The sequence below is a fragment of the Pedobacter planticolens genome (genome assembly GCF_014172375.1).
Classification (GTDB): domain Bacteria; phylum Bacteroidota; class Bacteroidia; order Sphingobacteriales; family Sphingobacteriaceae; genus Pedobacter; species Pedobacter planticolens.
This window is the reverse complement of sequence record NZ_WNXD01000001.1, coordinates 872,713-890,760: the sequence shown is the minus strand read 5'-3', so window position 1 is coordinate 890,760 and position 18,048 is coordinate 872,713. Positions and strand designations below refer to the sequence as shown.

Below are 18,048 nucleotides of genomic sequence, written 5' to 3'. Positions count from 1 at the left end.
AGTTAAAAATAAATCGGGCAATGAGCTTATGAATTAAAATGATACAAGAATTGTACGGCACCAGTATAAGCAGGTTTTGGCTGATCTTTAATTTCTAATTCTGCTTCAATTGAAACTTTGGTAATTCCCCTTAAATTAGCAATGCTTTTTAGTTTTGCTTTTAAACGTACTTCACTATCTACCACTACTGCCTGACCAAATTTAAAACTTTCAATGCCGTAATTAATCTCCATTTTAATATTACGGATATCTGCAATCTGTTTCCATAAATATGGGATGAGTGAAAGCGTTAAGTAGCCATGTGCAATAGTTTTCTTAAAAGGACTCTCAATAGCTGATCTTTCAGGGTCGGTGTGAATCCATTGATGATCTAATGTAGCATCTGAAAACAAATTGATTTGTTGTTGCGTAATGGTATGCCATTGAGAAATCCCTAATACTTCTCCTAAATGAGCTTCAAATTCTTCGTAATTATTAACTATTAACATATATTTTAGTTTGCTGATATGCTAAAATTAACATTTAAAATTAGATTTTGTTTAGAAACTGCTTAAATTTCATACTAGTAATTTATAGTCTACTCATCCTGAGTGTAATCAATTGTCATCCTGAGCTTGTTGAAGGATAAACAAGGGTCTTCACTTCGACTATGCTCAGTGCAGGCTAGCTCAGACTGACATACATAATCCCTAATCAGTTACTGATTAATCAATAACCCTTTTAAATTGGCAGGAGAATAATTGATTGATTTTAAGGTTTTATGGTCTCCATTTCTATAGACTAAAAACAACGAATCAATTTCTTTATAGTACGCATCTACGTTTCCATTAGCTTTATAATGTGCAATGGTTTCGTTCGCTTCTTCTATCGTTTTGCAGGCTTTACTCATATTTGAGCGATGGACTTCATCAAAAAGCGACTTAAACTGTGCACCTAATCCAAATTCTAATACTGCACCTGCTAACACATATTGTAAATCACACAATGCATCAGCAATTTCTACCATATTCCCATCATTAACTGCTTCTTGTAGCTCTTCTAATTCTTCGGCAATTAAATCAATTCTTAACTGACTTCTTTCTTTTGTAGGTATTGTGGCTTGGTCTAGAATTGGGTGTTTAAAGGTTTTGTGAAATTCGGCAACTTGGCTTAATGCTTTTAAATCTTCCATTTTTTGTTTTGATTTGAGATACGAAGTTTATATTATTTATAGGGAAGGGCAAATTTTCTTATCAACATATAAATTGATATTAACAAAAAAGATGTTTATCATTCTAAGTGAGCTTCCACTGAGCGAAGTTGAAGTGAAGGGTTTCTTTTTTAGCTCGCCGCCGCTATGGCTCGTTCGTTTTTCATGAGTGTTTATTTTAGGGGTATTCAAGAATGCTTCGCAGTATCTCTTGATAGAAAAGAAACAAAAGATCAAGGCTTAGTATCATTTTTTCGGTAGCATATATTGTTTTTTGTCCTCAAGAGCAATCGTGGTTCTCGGATTAAGCTATTAAAACTTTTAAGGCAACAAGCAGCAGGTTCGATGAAGGATCGAAAGGCTCATTGTTTTGTGTTGTGGTTTTTGAAAGTTTGTGCTGAAGTTTAAACAACTTGGTTTATTGTTTTTAATTGTTTGTTTGAGCTCGTAGCGAAAAGCTACTCGGTTTAATGCTTTCTCCTTCGGGATGCTACAAGGCCGGATGGCGTACTTAGGGATGGACTGTGGTTTTGGGAAGGTTGCAGGATGGAAAACTAGTTCTAGTTGCTAGGTTAAGCGGTGCAGTGGACAGGTTGAGCAGAGCAGTTGATGGGTTAAGCAGAGCAGTTGACAGGTTAAGCAGAGCAGTTGACAGATCAAGCGATGCAGTTGATAGGTTAAGCGGCGCAGTGAACAGGTTAAGCAGTGCAGTTACTAGGTTAAGCTGAGCAGTTGATAGGTTAAGCGGCGCAGTGAACAGGTTAAGCTGAGCAGTTGACATTACAAAGATTGCAGGTATTAGGTTTCTTTTTGCAGGTGCTGGATTTCTTTTAAGTTTTTTGTACTGTTTTAGGTTTTTTAAACCTGATTGTAATGGAAATACTTTTTGTGTCGGATATCTTGTTGAATTGCCTTGCCTAAAGGTTTAGCTTCGCTGAGCACTTCGTGGTTCTCGGCTGCGCTCGAAATGACGGAAAACATTAACACAAAAAGATTGGAGTGTAAAACAGGGCTTGCTTTAATAGGTGTTACTGTGTTTGCTTTTCGCAATATTTATTTTTAACCGCATAGAGAACATAGTTAAAGCTTTATTTATTTTGTGCTTTAAGATTCCCGCTTTTGCGGGAATGACGAGCGTGTTAAAAAACCACACCGCCTTTTTCCAAAGGGATGCCTTTGGCACAGGCACCCTTCCAAAGGAGGGGAATTTAGTTTCTTAATTATTTCTCCTTATACAAACCAAATTCGGAAATAGTAGGGTTTAAACGTGATTGTTCAATTTTTAATCTCACTTTGCTGGCGGTAACGGCTTTAAACTTAATTAAGCGTTTATACCCAATGGTTGTTCCTTGTGCTGCGTTTTTCCACTCTTTACCATCCCAATATTGGAATGTGAATTTTTCTACGCGTTGACCAATACTGATGTTTTCTTGAACAGAAAGTACATCAAAGGTTTTTGGTGTTTTTAGGTTTAGTTCGATAATGGCTGTAGTGCCTGTTCCTTTGGTTGTCCAATTTGTAGCATACTTGCCATCAAGTAATGCTTTTGTGTTTATCCCATTGGGAGATGTAATTACAGCACCTTTAGCTAGATTTATTTTAAAGGTTTCTTCTCTAAGTTTAGTCCAACCTTGTAAATTTTTGATGTCGTTTTCATTAATCAATCCATTTTTATCTGGCGGAATATTTACTAGCAATACGCTATTTTTTCCAACGGAGTTGTAATAAATATCAAGCAATTTTTCTGGAGATTTCACTTTATCATCCTCTGATGAGTGATAGAACCAACCTGGTCTGATAGACACATCTGTTTCTGCTGGATACCACACTAAACCTGTTGCACCTACTAATTTACTTCTGCCGCCACGATCTTGATCTTTATAAGAGCCTGTTAGGGCTGGCACTACATTTACTTCTTTTTGTGAGCCTGCTGAGATTTTCTCTTGGTTTTGTTCTGCTGTTGGCAATACACTCCATTCGGTTTCTCTTCCATAACCACTTTCTGTACCTACCCAACGTACATCTGGACCCATAATAGCGATTACTGCTTTTGGTTGCAATTTACGGATATGTGCATACCATCTATTGAAATCATATACTTGTTTTTTCCCGTTAGGTCCTTCTCCATTTGCTCCATCAAACCATACTTCATCTATTTGACCGTAATTAGTTAATAGCTCTGTTAATTGATTTATGAAGAAATCGTTATAGGCATCAGTTCCGTAAACGGCTGAATTCATATCCCATGGGGAAAGATAGATACCAAACCCTATTTTATACTTTTTACAAGCCGCAGCAACTTCTGCAACAACATCTCCACTCCCGTTTTTCCATGGGCTACTTTTTACAGAATGAGCAGTTGTTTTTGTAGGCCAAAGGCAAAATCCATCGTGGTGTTTAGCGGTTAAAATTACTTGTTTAAAACCTGCTTCTTTGGTTGTTTTTACCCACTGCTCGGCATCAAGCTTTGCTGGATTGAATATTTGTGGATCTTCTTTTCCTGTACCCCATTCTTTACCGGTAAATGTATTTACACCAAAGTGAAAAAATGCGGTTAACTCTAATTGTTGCCAACGTAATTGTTTAGGTGTTGGCGTAATATTGGCTGCTTTTTTAATGATTTGAGCTTCTGTTTCTCCGGGTTGAATGGTTGTATAACTTTGTTGGGCTTGTGCCAAGTTAGTTACCAATAAGGCGGGCAAAATAAGTTGGTATAGTTTCATGTTGTGTTATAATTTCGGTGTAGAGTACTGTACTATTTATTGACTAAGATATGATTTGCTGCGCTAAATTAACGCAACAAATTATTTCCTAAAGCGGTTAAATAAGGATTGGTATCGGTAGCCCCAGAAACGAAGCCTCTCGATAGCTCCCATATCATTGCTCCCTTTAAACCCTTTGCTTTTATATAGGTTGATTTTGTAACAAAATCTTTGGTATCATCGTAAACTACCATCATGTGGGTGGTAGTATTAACATAATACGTATGCTGACTTGTAGCATCCCACATTTCGGTAAATGTTCCGCCTTTTATATTGTCATTATAGATATCTTTTGTAGCCCTAGCACCACCAGTTGCTGTTGCGCCCAAAGCTGTATAATTTGAATATTGCCAACCGTAAAATGGTACACCCATAACCAATTGGAGTGGATTTACACCTCGTGTGTTTAAATAATAGCTAATGGCATCATTGACAGAACTTGTGTTTCCAATGGCCGAATTTTGATATAATGGCGCATTGATAATTGCTTTTGTATCAGAACCGTATTCATAAGTCATCGGTGAAAACCAGTCTACACATTTTGCTAAAGAAGTAAAATCATAATATTTAGCAGCCCAATCTCCTGTGGCTACAGCCAGGGTGGTATACATCTTTTTATTTTTCAGGACGGTAGATTTTACAAATGCAATCCTTAAATCTTGCATGAACGTGAGGATGTTAAGACCATCTGTATTACTGGTCGGGTATTCGTAATCTAATGCGATACCATCATAGCCTTTTTGCTCACAAAGCGTTACAATATTACTTACAAACTGCCCCCTTAAAATGGTATTAGCGAAAATGGCTTGCAGGTTGGTAACACCAGTAGCAGTACCTCCGGCTAAAGCTATTAAAACCTTTACGTTAGCCGCATGAGCCTTTGCAAGCAGTTTGTCGCCATAACCTATAAAAGATTTATCAGTCAGGTCACCATAATAATTGGTTTGGGCAGTTATGTTGGCTTGATCTTGATATACTAACGTAGCATCGCTTGCAGAAGCTGAAGTCATGAAGCCAAAATCAATATGCGTTACATTCGAATAATTAATATCATTGTAGGAATAACCATAATATTTCGATAACAATTGCATTCATATACCCCTACTTTTCCGCTACTATCTTTTTTGCATCCTGATCATCGTATTTATCAATTAATTGATTTAATTCAACTTTCATTTCAGCTACAATTTTTTTGTACTCCTTTTGTTCATACAAGTTATGCATTTCATTCGGATCTTTTTGCAAATCATACAGTTCCCAAGAATTTACCCTTTTATAAAAACGAACCAGTTTATAACGTTGGTTTCTGATCCCAAAATGAGGAGAAACCGAATGTTCGCCATTTTCATAATAATGATAGTAGATCGCATTGCGTCCTTTGGCATTCTTATTTTTAAGTAAGGGCAGCATTGATTGTCCTTGTTCATCTTTAGGGATAGCAACACCTGCTGCATCCAACATCGTTGGAGCAATATCTAAGTTCATTACAAATTTGTTGGAAACCGTACCTGGTTTAATTACACCTGGGTAGCGCATTACCATAGGCGTACGGAATGATTCTTCGTAAATCCAACGTTTATCAAACCAACCATGCTCGCCCATATAAAAACCTTGATCTGATAGGTAAATGACAATGGTGTTTTTGGTTAAATTATGTTTATCCAAATAATCTAGTGTGCGACCAATATTCCGATCCAATGAAGTGGCTGTACTTAAATAATCTCGCATGTAACGCTGGTATTTCCATTCGGTTAAGGCATTCCCCGTTAGTTTTTGCTGATTAAATTTAGCTTCAATGGGTTTATAATAGGCATCTACTTTAGCTCTTTGCTGTGCGTTCATCCTTTTGAAGTTGCCATCTTTGCTTTCATTTTCGTCAGACCCAAACATCTTTAAATCATAGCCCATAATCATCGTTTTAGCAATGGTCATGTCTTGTACTTTTGCAGCTTCTCTAGTGGTATAGGTATCGTAGAAATTGTGTGGCAACGGAAAAGTAACGTTATCAAATTTACCTAGATCGGTTGTGTCTGGTAGCCAAACCCTGTGGGTAGCCTTATGCCCTATCACCAAGCAAAATGGTTTAGTGGCATCTCTTTTATCTAACCAATCTTCTGTTACATCTTCAATTACATTGGATACATAGCCGTCAAAACGTTTTTTAGAGCCATCCATCATATCAAAATCAGGATTATAATACTGCCCTTGAGCAGGCAAAATTTGCCAGAAATCAAAACCTTGTGGTTTACTCTCTAAATGCCATTTACCAATCCATGCCGTTTGATAGCCGCCTTTTTGTAGTTGCTTCACAAATGTATCCTGATCTCCATTAAACACAGAGCTTTCATTATCCTTAAATCCATTTTTATGACTGTATTTACCTGTCAGGATTACTGCTCTACTTGGTCCGCAAATTGAATTGGTTACATAGGCTTTATCAAAGCGAGCTCCTTCTTTTGCAATGCGATCTATATTTGGTGTTTGCATCAGTTTGCTACCGTAAGCGCTAATTGCTTGATAGGCATGATCATCAGAAACAATAATGACAATATTAGGTTTGGTTTGCGCCAGCACATTAAATGGCAAACTACAATAGAGTACAAAAAGGAGGATCGGAAGTTTAATTATTTTCATTTTTTGTGTTTGGGATGGTCGATTAAATTGCAATGTGTTGCAGCTCTTTGACTTATTATGTTATACATAATTTAACTAAGTACTTAAATATTTTATTTATTTGCAACTTTTCTGTTATTAAAGTAAAGAAATTTGTTAACATGATGACTGCAGTTGTGTTAATATTAGGGAATGGTGTTGTGTTAATTGAGGTTGTAAAGCGGTCGTCTTTGCGAGGAGAGAAGCGACGAAGCAATCTCCTATTATATTCATTTACCCTACGCTCTTCCTTGCCTCGGCTCGCCGCCACCGAGAGGCTCTTTCCTCCTATACCGTCATCCCGTACTTGATACGGGATCGTAATGCGGTAGTGTTCGCTTAGCACGTCTTTGCGAGGTTTTGCCCTTCGCAAACCGTGGCAATCTCCTTACATGTTATTTGCCCTACGCTCTTCCTTGCCTCGGCTCGCCGCCGCCGAGGGGCTCTCTGCTCCTATGCCGTCATCCCGTACTTGATACGGGATCGTAATGCGTTAGTATCCACCTAGTCGTCTTTGCGAGGTTGCCCTTCGCAAACCGTGGCAATCTCCTTACATGTTATTTGCCCTACGCTCTTCCTTGCCTCGGCTTGCCGCCGCCGAGAGGCTCCTTCGTTTTTCATGGTTGTTTATTTTAAGGGTATTCAAGAATGCTTCGCAGTAATCCTTGATGATAAAGAAGCAAACAATCAAGTCAGGAACGATGCTTCCACGCTCTAGGCTTACACATGGCTCGCCGTTCCTGTCTGCCCTGCGCTCTTTGGGGCAGTGGTAAAATGGGATAGGGTTGAGATTTTTGAAGAGCCGCACCACCTACCCCATTATTTTATCAAATAGCCTTCTTCTTCACGTCATTCTCGCGAAAGCGGGAACCGTAATGCTATGGTTAAAGAGCCATCGTATGGGCTTGCCTCGGCTCTTGACAGCCGATGGGTCAAGTAACTTTTTTCACGAGTGTTTATTTTATGGGTGTTCAAGAGTACTACGTAGTTTTCCTTGATGATAAAGAACCAAACAATCAAGTCAGGAACGATGCTTCCACGCTTTAGGCTTACACATGGCTCGCCTTTCCTGTCTGCCCTACGCTCTTTGGGGCAGTGGTAAAATGGGATAGGGTTGAGATTTTTGAAGAGCCGCACCACCTACCCCATTATTTTATCACATAGCCTTCTTTTTTACGTCATTCTCGCGAAAGCGGGAACCGTAATGCTATGGTTAAAGAGCCATCGTACGAGCTTGCCTCGGCTCTTTGCAGCAGTGGTAAATGAATTGCAAAATAATATCTTTTCTTTGGGTCTTCTTTGGGTCTTGTTCGAGAAAAGTTGGGTTTTCTCGAAGGTGTCTCGAAGGTGTACCGAACAAGACCTAAACAATTAGCAAACAAACTAAGAACTTTGAGTTTGTACAAAGGATAAACTACCTATTTAAGCTAATTTTCTGTAGCACTAGTTAACTAAAAGTTATTTTATTATCGCGAAACATCACTTGTCAAAAAAAAGGACATCGTTCAGCAAATAAAGGGTAGGGTTTTTAAAAAAAATTCGTGTTCTATTCTAATTTGAGGACTTACTATTAACCTAAATTTACAATGAAAAAATTTCCTTTTAGCAATGCAGGCTTCCTTGCCCAGCAACACGATCTTTATCAATTAAGCGCTAATGCTATTTTACGTATTGACTGAGCTTCACCGTTCAACCTTAATTTTAACCAGATAGTTTAGACCGGTGAAATACCCAGCTGATCGCATTTTAGGTTGTATAGCTACAGTTTTACTGCGGCTATATTTAACCACTGATGATTGTTGCTAGTGCCAACCTAGAATAATACCATTTGCCCGCAATCCGTTTGCAGGGCAAGAGCTGTTGTTTGCGTAACCGATACAATGAGCTATCGCTAATTTTTAGCAGGCGTTTTACATCTGTATTATCCAACCATTCATCGTTTACTATGGGTATGGCTTGTTTTTCAACCACAAGTAAACTCGCTAAAATTTTTTGTTGAAGCACCAGTAGTGCTTCTAGTTTTTTAAGAATCTCCGTATACATTTTAACCTAATTATTATTCTTACTACAAAATTTAATCAGGGATGACGATGCGAAATTAGGAGAATGACCCAGTTTTATCTAGTTGATAATCCTATTAAACTTGCCTATGAATTTCACTTATTTCATTAACTACCTACAGTTTAGAGGAAATGTTAATGCCGAACTCGTTAACGCCATACACCTAAGAGTTAAAGAGCTAACCGTTTTAAAGGGCAGCCAACTGCTGTACCCTGGCGACGTTTGCAAGCATGCCTATTTTGTGGTCAAAGGTTTTTTTAGGGTGTATCAAACAGATGGTTTTGAAGAGGAAACAATCGATTTTACTGGACTAGACCATTTTGCCACTTCACTATATAATTTTTTACATCAAAAATCTGATAATAAGGGCATTATATGTGAAGAAAATGCAATCGTATTTCGATTAAGCTACCACGATTGGTTGGCTTTAGAAGATTTATTTCCTGATTTTTTACAGGTGAGCAAACAGATTTTGTTGGATTACCTGCTAGAGGTGTATCAGGAGAGAAACGTGTACCGCTTAAGTAATGCTACTCAAAAATACCTATACCTCAGCGCCAAATACCAAGGCATAGGCAATATCGTTAGCCAAAAAAATATTGCTTCTTATTTGGGCATTACCCCGCCGTCTTTGAGTGCTTTATTGAAAGAATTAGTAAGAAAACCCAAGTAACAGCTACTGCATTTCTTACGATTACCTAACGCCTAATGCTACTCTGCCTATCGAAATTTGAATGGACAACGCATATGATATGTCCATTCTGCAACATCGATTACGGTTACAAAGGGTTTTGTTCCTAGCTAAACATGGGCAGTTGATCAGTACGGCCAACGCTGCAGCATTGCTGCATTGCCACCCCTGTACTATTAAACGGCTGCTAGCCCGTTTGCGTTTGGAGGGGCATTTGATTGTTTACGACAAACAACTGAACAGGTATGTGTTGCAGGCAGAGGACTAGGAAAGAGATGACCTATTGATTTATATATAACAGAGAACGGACGAGTTCGGATAATTTGTGAGTTCTGGTGACGAAGCCTACCAAAGTGGCATAACATAGCTTATTAATTTTAAACCAACTTTTTCGGCTGTTTTTTCAAATGCAACAAAGCAGTCAAGGATGATGAGAAAACTAAAAAATTTATTGCCGTTAATCGCAATCGTATTAGGCCTTTCTTTGGCATTTACCCAAAGTGCCTTTAAGTTTAGCGATAAAAAAAGAAGTACTCAGTATTTTAAGTACACAGGTACTACTTTTAATGAAACCAATTACAGAGACATTGACAATTGGGAGTATGTTACCGATCCTGAAGAAGTAAGTTGTATAGGAGAAACCAACATCTGTGTGCTCAGTGTTGATTCTGATAACCTAACTGCCCCTGGCACTATGTTGGAAAAATTGGATGATTTTTTTAACACCGAACTGGCTTCTCCAAATGAGGTGAACGATTATGTAACAGATGATGATCACATTGTAGCACAGCAAAATTAACTAGTAAATCCCCCAGTATGAGCTGGGGGATTTATGTTATCTGTAATTTTGAGGCATTCCTGTCAGTTCAACGATATCTTCTGGTATGGGCAAGGCATACCTCAACTCATTAGGCTTTACTAGATAGTCCACTCCATTCAACTGCCTTTTCATGGTTATGTTGGCACCTATCTTGTTCAAACGGCGAACATCCATCCACCTCAGCCCTCTAAAAACCAGTTCCTTTCTTCTTTCTAATAAAACCATTTGTAAGACTTCTGCTACTGTTGTTGCCGTATAAGGAACAAATGTGCCAGTCTTGAAACGTTTCAGCACTAACTCATTAAGCGTTGTTAGTGCGCCCTCTTTATCCTCTAACCTTGCTAAACTCTCTGCTTTCATCAAATACAGTTCGTCTGTTGCTGGGCCATTAAATAAAAAAGTACCACCAGAATAGGTTCCCTTAAAAATACCTACTGCCGTAGCTGATCTATGGTACATTGTTTTCCTAAGGTCATTGGTCGCATAGGAATCATACAATTCTTTATCGATATCTCCTTTTTGCAAGGTAGCTGGGTATGGCATATACGTTTCAAAGATTACTTCTGGATTAAACCTCAAAAATGGATATTCTGCCTTGCTATTAATCCCTTCGCTGGCATTGTAATCCATCAGGTTACTCTTCAGTTGTAAGGCAAGCGCTGTATATTTAAGGCAACTATCTGGTTTATTCATGGTTAGGAAAGCCCTTGCCAAGAACGCATAGGCAGCAGGTTTTGAGGGCCTGATGACGTGTACTGGGTAATTGGGCAGTAAGGCCGCTGCTGCTCGTAAATCGTTCAAAACTTGCTGGTAGCCTACTTCCACACTAGCCCTTACCGATGGGGTATTAAAATTAACATCCAATCTTAAGGGCACGCCCATATCTGTAGTTGAAGTAGCCTGATCATAAGGTAATGACCAAATGGAAAGTAGGTTTAGATAAGACCTCGCCCTTAAAAACAGTGCTTGGCCCTTCACGTTTCCCCACGCTGTTAAATTTGTTGTTCGGTCTATGGCGTCATCAATTCTATCCAACACCACATTTGCTTTATATACATTGGCATACAGGGTTGTCCAAGGGCTGCCTGCTCCAGTTACAAATGCATTATTTGCTGACCAGACATAAAGGTTTCTGTTATTCTGATCCAAAGAAAGCCAGTTCGCAGTACTCATGGTAAAATCGTCACAGGTACTTATACCTGTGGTTACCTCTTTCTGATTAAGAGTAGAATAATCATCCAACAAGGTTTGTATACTAGCCACAGTGCTGGGCACCACTAGTTTCTTGTTGGGTTTTTCTTCCAAAAATTTTTCACAGCCCATTAGGGCTAATGTGCTGATAAGTAAAAAGCTATTTATCCATTTTTTCATGTTGAAACGAATGAGGTTAGAAATTAATATTTAGTGCTGCCGTTATATTTTGGCTACGCGGTATGGTATTCGCTTCTGGATCTAGCCCAGCTTTATTTGCTTTCCAGATAATGCCCAACTTATTGGCGGCAATGCCTAGCCTAACTGCTTTTATCGGAAGCCATTTATAGGCACTTTGGTTTAAGGTATAGGAAAGATTAAGGTATTGCAGGCGAATATGGTCCCCCTTTTCGAAAAGCACAGCCGAATTACGGTAAAACTCGTCTCGTACGGCAATAACTGGATAAACAAAAGAGGGTACATTGGTGTACAACTCATCACCAGACTTTTGCCATCTTTTTGCGTAATCCGCATGACCACCTAATTGGGTAACCAAAGCGCCGTAATCAATAGAATTTCTTTTAAAAAAATAAGCAAACTTGTAGCTTAGCCTTGCTGTTAATTCAAAGCCCTTATACCTCCAACTGGAGCCCAAAGAGCCAAACAACTTTGGAAACTGAGAACCGATATAGGTGGCATCGGCTAATTTTGTAGTGGTTAATATCGCACTGTAATCTTTGCTAACCTGACCATTGAGATAACCCATTGGATCGCCAGTTTGCGGATCGAGCCCCGCCCATTTAAAGGCAAAAAGTGAAGAAAGGGAATACCCTTCCACTATAGAAAAACCAGTAGCCATTACTTCTCTACCTGTAAAATTATTCTGGTTTAGTTTTGTGATCCTATCGGTGTAGGTATTCAGGATAAGATCTGCATTCCAGTTGAGTTGCCCAATTTGATGGGATGTTTTCAGTTCTATATCCCAGCCATGTCCTTTGGCTTGGCCAATGTTCCGTGTAACGGTTCCAGATGAAATGCCTGTAGTTCTATCAATTGCTACCAAGGCATACAGATCGCTCATTTTCTTGGTATAGTATTCTATACTTCCGCTTAATTTTCCTTTCCAAGCATTGAAATCAATACCTAGGTTAAGCATGCCTACCTGTTCCCATTTTAAATCGGGATTTGGATAGTTGGCCACCTGGCTCCATGGAGTTTGGGTATAAATACTGTTATTGCCATAGGCAATGGTAGTTACGGCTACTTTTTTAGGGTCAACGTTACCTTGTTTACCATAACTTGCCCGCAACTTTAACTCTTGTATCGCTGCAGATTTGAACCATTTTTCTTGCAACACATTCCAGCTTGCTCCTACCGACCAGAAAGGTTCCCACCTATCGTTTGTTGCTACACCAAATAAATTAGAAGCATCTCTTCTTGCACTTGCAGAAAGGGTATATCTTTTATCAAACGTGTAAGCGGCATTGGCATAATAAGAGGTAAAACGGTTATTCAATTCGCCCCTGCTGTCTAGGTAAGGAATGTTGGTCAGGCTTCCGCTCATGTAAGATGGATAGGTATTGATAACATCGACAGGTGTAAAACCAAGCATTTCTGCATCGTAGCCATACAGACGCTGTGTGTTTGAGCTCAGCAAACGCTCGCTCCATTCCGTTCCAGCCAGTACATGCAGTTCGCCTAAACCCCAATGCTTATCGTAGTTCAGTTGGGCTCGCAAGTTTTGGGCGGTCATTACTTCATCGGTGTGATCATAAATATCGCCCCTTGGCACTTTATAATTCACCAACCCTGTGATAGTATTTACTTGGGTAAACGTATTGATTAGGTTACGTGTAAGGTAGCTTTGTTCGGCATTTAGCGTACTTAGCCCAGACCATTGCCTTGCTATTCGATAGTTAACAGCTGCCTTTAACGCAGGTAAGATGGTATAGTTTAGTCCAATAGTTGCATTCAGTTCATTAATGCGGTTAACAGTGGTTGCATATTTATAATCCTCTAACGGATAATAGCGCCAGTCTAACAACTTCCCCGCTCCTAGGTTATCAATGTAGCCTTGCCTATAATTGGTATATAAAGGCAGGGCATTGCCATTTACATCGGCAAAGGAACTGTAAACTGGCAGGGCACCATTGGTAGGGGAAATGCTACCATAGGCTGGCTTACCAGAACCATTATAGCCATTGGTAAAGGCTATATCTAGGTTTAATGCTAGGGCTTTATTCAGTTGAATTTGGTTACCAAACCTTAAGGTGTTTCTGTTGTAGGTGGCAGCTAAGTTGGACTTGTTTCTATCTACACCCAAACTTAAATTCCAAGCCATAACTGGCGAGCCTCCACTTAACGATAACGCATATTGCTGATTTATTTCCTGCTGGTAAAAGTAGTTGGCAAAATCAGCTCTTACATCTTTAGTACTCAGTTTGCGCAGTTCATCTGCTACTGCTGCCGAAGTAATTTGCCCAGCCTTTTGTTTAAATAGCAGTTCATAAACTTGGCTAAAAGGCGGGTGTGTACTGCGGGCGGTATCGGTGAAACGGTATTTTTGAGCAAACAAGAACTGTTCTACAGCAATTAGGTCGGCAGCAGCAATGGGTTTATCGTAATACAGATCTGGTGGTGCAGCGGTGCTAAGGTTTGATGTAAAATTAATTTTCAATGGCTGCCCATATTTTCCTTTTTTAGTGGTTAATACAATTACACCGTTTGCAGCTTTAGCCCCCCAGATAGAACCTGCAGCAGCATCCTTTAAAAAACTGACACTTTCTATATCATTTGGATTGATGTTGTTATAATCGCCCTGATATTCAAAATTATCTACAATAACCAAAGGCCGTTGTATGTTTTGTGTAAGTGTGCTCATGCCTCTAATGAGCATGGCATTATCGCCCAGAATAGTAATTCTGTCTGCTACTGGGGCTACGCCATTGGTAATGAAACGGAGCCGTTCTAACACGCCCGTACCAATTTGCTGGTTATAGGTTTTGTTATCTATCACCGTGAAGGAACCTGTTACCCGCTCTTTTGGCACGATTTCATACCCTGTAGTAATGGTGACTTCATTTAAGTTGATTATTGTAGGTTGGAGTAGGAATACTTCATCGTTTTTTTGAGCTAGATCAATTGTTACCATCAGGGTTTGATACCCTATTAAACTGATACTAAGCTTATTCTTTTGGGCAGTAACCACTAACTTGAACTCGCCTTTGGCATTGGTTGTACCTGCAGCACCATTGGCTATTTTAACGGTTACACCGGCCAAGGGGGTTTGATCTGTGGCACTGATTACCCTGCCCCTTAATTCTATTTGTTGGGCATTTGCATGGTGGCCAAGGGCGATGATGATGACCAAGAATAAAAAAACTAAGTTTCTCATGGGTTTTTGGTTTTAATTGCCAGTTTGTGTTGTTCAAGCAGGCTGTTAATCGATTTCCGATTGAAAAAATGATAGGTGGTCATGGCAATGATGATACCCCTATGGTCTACCCAGATGTAATGGGGCAAATAGCGAAAAGGGAACGTTTTACAGAGTAACGTATCATTAATAATGCTGGGCAAGGGATGCGCTTTGCCATAGGCATTGTTTGCATAAAATGCTTTTAAAATAGGTAGACTATCTTTTACCTTGGCACTGTTGACCATCACGATCTTTAACTCGCTTTCTTCCTGCCTGAGGGAATCAAGCAATGGAAATTTACTGACACAACTGCCGCACCAAGTGGCCCAAAAATCAAGAATGAGTAATTTGCCTTTGTAGGCGGCTAGGTTTTGGCTAATGGTTTGTCCATTTTGATAGAAAGTATGTTCTTGTTGCCAGAATGTTTCTGGTAGTCTGTCTCCAATGTTAAAAGGGATTTCTTTGTTGTTTTTGATCTGGGCGTAGAGGACAGAATTTAGACATAGCAATGCCATTACGAGTAAAATCGTTGTTTTTTTCATATTTGTTTGGTTTAGGAAGCACCAGCTCCGATGTAAAATCAGGAGAATAAATGGTGCTTAGGGTTTAGGAAAAATGATAAAAGCGGGAACACGCCTTTTGCCTTTTTAAGGAAAAGGTAGAATGTATCTATTAACCATTAATAACCTCAATTCATGGTTCCCGCTTAGGGTTTTGCTAAACTGGGTTTTTGGGTTTTAAGGCAAAGAGCCGATTAAAAGGGTATTGGTTGTGGTTCATTTGTTTGTTTTTTAATTTTATGTTTCCGCTCCTATACCGTCATCCCGTACTTGATACGGGATCGTAATGCGGTAGTATTCGCTTAGCCCGTCTTTGCGAGGTTGCCCTTCGCAAACCGTGGCAATCTTTTTAATATGGTTTTGCCCCATGCTCCTCCTTGCCTCGGCTCGCCGCCGCCGAGGGGCTCTTTCTTTTCTCTTGATAGAAAAGAAACAAAAGATCAAGGCTGCACCAGCTCTCCTAAAAATCCAAACATTCCGCTAAACAAAAAGAACTCGCTACGCTCAAACAGCTTTTTGTTTTTAACGCTCCATTTATTGGATTTTCTTCACGTCGATCTGCTGAGGCCGTATAACCCACTCGTCATAGAGAGGAGCATAGCGACGTGGCAATCTTTTTCGTAATCTTCTCCTTCTTATTTTAAATAATTAAAAAAATTAAACAATAACCAGCCTTTACCGCGTACTTATACGCGATTTACAGAAAACCGTAATTGTTATATGAAAAAAATGTTTACCTTGGGATTACGACAAAACCATTGTAGGGCATTTTAGCTCAAAAAGCAAAAAGGCTGGTACCAAAAACTAAATGTAAACCGATCTAAAGAATAACTGCGCTCTCCCTACACAGCAGTCCTTTTTTTATTGGCCTTATTTTAATTTTTGAATTTCTAGCCCGCCTTAGGATGGGGAACAAATCACGTTCTTTAACAAGAGGATAAGGGAATAGGTACGCAACACCTGCTGAAGGTACTGGAAATGGAATGAGTTAAACTTTTTCGTTTTCATAAGGCATTCATTTGGTTATGTAAACGATGTGTACCCAACGAAGCAAGAAAGAAACCCGATTGGAAAAACCAATAGGGCGAACTCCACTGCTTTTGAAAGAGGTACCGCTAAGAACCATCCCAGTAAAACTGGGTTCCACAAAAGACTTACATGAAGCTCGCCCTATTGAATAAGCTTTCGCGAAGATAGCAAAACTCAATAGAAATGGCGAACTCACGATCGGCCCATGTGGAAAATTTAGCGGTTTTCTTTCATGAGTGACATCGTAAAAAGCAAGGTTAACCCCTACTCTATTTGTCGCTATAATTAACTGATAACAAATATACTAATATAATACTTAGTACCAAGTACTAAATAAAATATTTTATGCCGAGAAGAAAAAATAGTGATATTATTCAAAAAAATCGAATTAAAGAGGTTGTAAAGAGCTCTGGTGCATCACAACGTCTAGTGTCATTATGGTTGGATGTAAATTATACCACGGTTAGTTCATGGAATTCAAATACTACCCAACCCGAAGAAGAAAACCTCAATAAAATCGGAGAATTGCTTGAAAAAGATAACCGTGACTTATTGGAAGCACAAGGAAGGATAGATACTGGGTTATCCAAAGCTCTTGAACAGGAACTGAAGAGATTGCATAAAGAAGAAGGCCTACCTTACGAAGTTGAACAGCTTGATAAGAAAAAAGGTGTAAATGTTAAAGTGAATAACCCAGAGTTGATAAAGAGGTTAAGGGCGTTTGCTGAGGGGTATAAAAAGAAATGACACTTATGGCTAAAGAATTATCGAAACAGACACCGAACCTATTTGAGCAAATTAAGCAAATAGACGAAACAGGGAATGAGTATTGGATGGCAAGGCAATTAGCCAAAGCATTAGATTATACCGATTTTAGAAACTTCTCATCTGTTATAGCTAAAGCCATTGAATCCTGTAAAAACAGTGAGCAATCTGTCGAGAACCATATCGTTGAGTTCAACGAGATGGTTACCATTGGCTCGGGTGCAGAAAGAAAAATGCAAAGTTACAAGCTTAGTCGTTATGCTTGTTACTTAATTGTACAAAATGCAGACCCCTCTAAAGAAGTGGTTGCATTAGGCCAAACTTATTTTGCTGTACAAACCCGTTTGCAAGAAATACAGCAAATGGAGGCCTATAATAGGCTTCAAAGCGAAGATAAAAAAAGGTTATTTCTGAGGGATGAACTGGCAAAACACAACATTCAGCTTGCTGCAGCAGCTAAAAAAGCTGGCGTAATTGAAAGCATTGATTATGCTATATTCCAAAACCACGGGTATATGGGACTGTATGGTGGTTTAGATGCCAAGAAGATACATGCAAAGAAAGGATTAAAAAGCAGCCAGCAAATACTGGATCATATGGGTAGTACAGAACTTGCCGCAAATCTGTTCCGTGCAACACAAACAGAAGAAAAACTAAAGCGTGAACAAATACAGGGTAAAAATGCTGCCAACCAAACTCATTTTGAAGTAGGAAATACAGTGCGGAAAACCATCCAAGAACTTGGTGGTACTATGCCAGAAGATTTGCCTACGGCTGATAGTATCAAAAAATTGGAAAAAGCAGTAAAACCAAAAGTTATAAAAGAAACATCAGTAAAAAAGAAGAAAGATTAAAGTAAATAACCCACAGTTGATGAAGAGATTGAAGGAGTTTGCTGAGGGGTATAAAAAGA

14 protein-coding genes are annotated in these 18,048 nt (G+C 39.2%); 5 read left to right on the top strand and 9 right to left on the bottom strand.

Going from position 1 to position 18,048, the window contains the following annotated elements:
• Positions 1–26: 26 nt before the first annotated feature.
• The gene (locus tag GM921_RS03820; RefSeq protein WP_182921285.1) at positions 27–488 is read right to left on the bottom strand and encodes a MaoC family dehydratase; all 462 of its coding nucleotides are present in this window, start codon (positions 486–488) and stop codon (positions 27–29) included.
• A gap of 209 nt (positions 489–697) precedes the next feature.
• Complete coding sequence (locus GM921_RS03815; protein ID WP_182921284.1) at positions 698–1,171, bottom strand: pyrophosphohydrolase domain-containing protein; 474 nt, start codon at positions 1,169–1,171, stop codon at positions 698–700.
• A gap of 548 nt (positions 1,172–1,719) precedes the next feature.
• Here GM921_RS03815 and GM921_RS03810 point away from each other — a divergent pair.
• Entirely contained in the window at positions 1,720–1,917 is a 198-nt protein-coding gene (locus GM921_RS03810; protein ID WP_182921283.1) for a hypothetical protein, read from the top strand.
• A 492-nt stretch (positions 1,918–2,409) separates the two neighbouring features.
• On the opposite strand, the gene GM921_RS03805 is transcribed toward GM921_RS03810, so the two are convergent.
• From GM921_RS03805 to GM921_RS03790, 4 genes are all read right to left on the bottom strand, one after another.
• Positions 2,410–3,912, bottom strand: coding sequence for an alpha-L-fucosidase (locus GM921_RS03805; RefSeq protein WP_182921282.1), 1,503 nt, complete (start codon positions 3,910–3,912; stop codon positions 2,410–2,412).
• Positions 3,913–3,980: 68 nt separating this feature from the next.
• Positions 3,981–5,042: a glycoside hydrolase family 18 protein gene (locus GM921_RS03800; RefSeq protein ID WP_182921281.1), complete on the bottom strand. Its 1,062-nt coding sequence runs from the start codon at positions 5,040–5,042 to the stop codon at positions 3,981–3,983.
• A gap of 10 nt (positions 5,043–5,052) precedes the next feature.
• Positions 5,053–6,585 carry a sulfatase family protein gene (locus GM921_RS03795; protein WP_182921280.1) on the bottom strand — a complete coding sequence of 511 codons (1,533 nt, stop codon included), beginning with the start codon at positions 6,583–6,585 and terminating at the stop codon, positions 5,053–5,055.
• Positions 6,586–8,385: 1,800 nt separating this feature from the next.
• Entirely contained in the window at positions 8,386–8,646 is a 261-nt protein-coding gene (locus tag GM921_RS03790) for a helix-turn-helix domain-containing protein (RefSeq protein WP_182921279.1), read from the bottom strand.
• 106 nt (positions 8,647–8,752) lie between these two features.
• Between GM921_RS03790 and GM921_RS03785 the strand changes: the two genes are divergently transcribed.
• The gene (locus tag GM921_RS03785; RefSeq protein ID WP_182921278.1) at positions 8,753–9,337 is read left to right on the top strand and encodes a Crp/Fnr family transcriptional regulator; all 585 of its coding nucleotides are present in this window, start codon (positions 8,753–8,755) and stop codon (positions 9,335–9,337) included.
• A gap of 445 nt (positions 9,338–9,782) precedes the next feature.
• Positions 9,783–10,154: a DUF6520 family protein gene (locus GM921_RS03780; RefSeq protein WP_182921277.1), complete on the top strand. Its 372-nt coding sequence runs from the start codon at positions 9,783–9,785 to the stop codon at positions 10,152–10,154.
• A gap of 36 nt (positions 10,155–10,190) precedes the next feature.
• Here the strand turns inward: GM921_RS03780 and GM921_RS03775 are convergent, their stop codons facing one another.
• From GM921_RS03775 to GM921_RS03765, 3 genes are read right to left on the bottom strand one after another with little or no spacing between them, the layout of a single operon-like run.
• Positions 10,191–11,546 (bottom strand): RagB/SusD family nutrient uptake outer membrane protein, encoded by a 1,356-nt coding sequence (locus GM921_RS03775; RefSeq protein ID WP_182921276.1) that lies wholly within the window; start codon positions 11,544–11,546, stop codon positions 10,191–10,193.
• A gap of 16 nt (positions 11,547–11,562) precedes the next feature.
• Positions 11,563–14,760 (bottom strand): SusC/RagA family TonB-linked outer membrane protein, encoded by a 3,198-nt coding sequence (locus GM921_RS03770; RefSeq protein WP_182921275.1) that lies wholly within the window; start codon positions 14,758–14,760, stop codon positions 11,563–11,565.
• Complete coding sequence (locus tag GM921_RS03765) at positions 14,757–15,323, bottom strand: TlpA family protein disulfide reductase (protein ID WP_182921274.1); 567 nt, start codon at positions 15,321–15,323, stop codon at positions 14,757–14,759. The genes GM921_RS03770 and GM921_RS03765 overlap by 4 nt, the downstream gene beginning before the upstream one ends.
• Before the next feature lie 1,392 nt (positions 15,324–16,715).
• Here GM921_RS03765 and GM921_RS03760 point away from each other — a divergent pair.
• Complete coding sequence (locus GM921_RS03760; protein ID WP_182921273.1) at positions 16,716–17,117, top strand: hypothetical protein; 402 nt, start codon at positions 16,716–16,718, stop codon at positions 17,115–17,117.
• Between the two features lie 5 nt (positions 17,118–17,122).
• Positions 17,123–17,989, top strand: coding sequence for a DNA damage-inducible protein D (gene dinD / locus GM921_RS03755; RefSeq protein WP_182921272.1), 867 nt, complete (start codon positions 17,123–17,125; stop codon positions 17,987–17,989).
• Positions 17,990–18,048: the final 59 nt, after the last annotated feature.

Coding starts and splice junctions, on each gene's coding strand:
- GM921_RS03820 (WP_182921285.1), bottom strand. CDS start 488: ATGTTAATAGTTAATAATTACGAAGAATTTGAAGCTCATTTAGGAGAA.
- GM921_RS03815 (WP_182921284.1), bottom strand. CDS start 1,171: ATGGAAGATTTAAAAGCATTAAGCCAAGTTGCCGAATTTCACAAAACC.
- GM921_RS03805 (WP_182921282.1), bottom strand. CDS start 3,912: ATGAAACTATACCAACTTATTTTGCCCGCCTTATTGGTAACTAACTTG.
- GM921_RS03800 (WP_182921281.1), bottom strand. CDS start 5,042: ATGCAATTGTTATCGAAATATTATGGTTATTCCTACAATGATATTAAT.
- GM921_RS03795 (WP_182921280.1), bottom strand. CDS start 6,585: ATGAAAATAATTAAACTTCCGATCCTCCTTTTTGTACTCTATTGTAGT.
- GM921_RS03790 (WP_182921279.1), bottom strand. CDS start 8,646: ATGTATACGGAGATTCTTAAAAAACTAGAAGCACTACTGGTGCTTCAA.
- GM921_RS03785 (WP_182921278.1), top strand. CDS start 8,753: ATGAATTTCACTTATTTCATTAACTACCTACAGTTTAGAGGAAATGTT.
- GM921_RS03780 (WP_182921277.1), top strand. CDS start 9,783: ATGATGAGAAAACTAAAAAATTTATTGCCGTTAATCGCAATCGTATTA.
- GM921_RS03775 (WP_182921276.1), bottom strand. CDS start 11,546: ATGAAAAAATGGATAAATAGCTTTTTACTTATCAGCACATTAGCCCTA.
- GM921_RS03770 (WP_182921275.1), bottom strand. CDS start 14,760: ATGAGAAACTTAGTTTTTTTATTCTTGGTCATCATCATCGCCCTTGGC.
- GM921_RS03765 (WP_182921274.1), bottom strand. CDS start 15,323: ATGAAAAAAACAACGATTTTACTCGTAATGGCATTGCTATGTCTAAAT.
- GM921_RS03760 (WP_182921273.1), top strand. CDS start 16,716: ATGCCGAGAAGAAAAAATAGTGATATTATTCAAAAAAATCGAATTAAA.
- dinD (WP_182921272.1), top strand. CDS start 17,123: ATGGCTAAAGAATTATCGAAACAGACACCGAACCTATTTGAGCAAATT.